This window comes from Streptococcus sp. S784/96/1, assembly GCF_902729355.1.
GTDB lineage: Bacteria > Bacillota > Bacilli > Lactobacillales > Streptococcaceae > Streptococcus > Streptococcus caledonicus.
Genome location: NZ_CACVCC010000070.1, coordinates 1 through 1497, shown reverse-complemented (window position 1 = coordinate 1497; position 1497 = coordinate 1). Strand labels below are relative to the sequence as shown.

Genomic DNA, 1497 nt, shown 5'->3' with positions numbered 1-1497 from the left:
ATTGTGTCTTTGACAGGTTACTTCCGTAACCCGCACTTGCTTCGTCTTGTTCAGTTTTCAATGGACTTCTCCTTAGAGACAACTCCTTTATTCTAGCAAATATTTCTAACGGTGTCAACTACTTTTTTCTAGTTTTTTTCCTATATCTGCCTTTCTCTCTTACGAGACAACTCATATATCTTACCAAATATATCCTCTTCTTGTCAATACCTTTTTTTAAATTTTTTCTTTTTTGGGGATTTTTTGCCAATTTTTTTGAAATGATAAAGCCTCATTTTGCAAGTTCAAGTAGTAACTGTCGGACTATCCTAGCTATAATACTGAGATAACACCTGTTCTTATGCAAATGCAACGTTGAAGTATTTTCAAAGAAATCTTTTACAGCCTCACCTGTAGTTTCTATTTTGCCATTTAGAAATTACTACAAAGATAGCATCATCTGACTTTAGCTGAACCTTTCACAATACAAGCTATTTATATCGTTTTTCTAGCTACCTTATTACTTAGCCAAACTGTTGATCATTGACTACGATATAATACTTATCAAAAACACTTTCATTAGTTCTGAACTGCTACAAATACCGATTTTTAAAGGATATTAGTTAACTTTTGTTTAATGGAATATTTCAGATAATACTCCTAATATCATCCTTCTTATTAATTTTACGATTTGATTTTTTCTGTTCCGTTTCTCTTTCTAAAAATATTATTAACGAAAACAGAACTAGGAAAAGTATACTAGCCCTCCATTTCTATTCCCGACAATTTGACGCAGTAGTTACTTATCTTTGCATCCCAGTATTTTTAACTTCGAACTGACTAGAATCAAACTCGTCATTAGTTGCTATCAATTTTTTCTATTTTAGTAATTAATAGCGCCAACTGGCTACTATTTGGTAATGAACTTACTTTTGACTTTAGCTCACTAAAATTTTTTCATTAATTGTTTCAATGCAAATTTTGGCCTTATCCAACTCTTCAGGAGGACTGAGAAACCTTAACTCCTAGGGAGTGTCTGAATAAAATCTTTACTCTAGTACCTGAACTTGAAGATTACTACGACCTGTACCAACTACTCCTATTGCATCTACAAGAGAAGAATACTGACCAGTTTTGGGGATTCAAGACACATTACCTCATCTTAATCGCACCTTTAAAACCGCTTTGAACACGTTTACTCGCTATAAAAACTATATCACTAACACCATTGAATTTCCTTATTCTAACGCTAAACTTGAGGCCACTAACAAACTCATCAAAGATATCAAACGCAATGCCTTTGGTTACAAGAACTTTGACAATTTCAAGAAACTTATCTTATTCGCTTTGAACACAACAAACATACTAAGATTAGTAGTGAGGAAATCTCCGACGGGAGAAAGTCCTCACTACTTTTTCATTATGTTAAAGTAGAGGTGTCCTGTTAAGTCGTACTCTTTTTAGGCGCTAGACGTCGCATATCAAACTGGCAAGACACCTGTTTTAGGGTGAATGTTA

Annotated in this window: 1 pseudogene; it reads left to right on the top strand. The window is 33.7% G+C overall.

The features are described 5' to 3' along the window. Positions 1–991: 991 nt before the first annotated feature. A pseudogene (locus tag GZ996_RS11600) lies at positions 992–1413 on the top strand (transposase); the annotation flags it as partial. Positions 1414–1497: the final 84 nt, after the last annotated feature.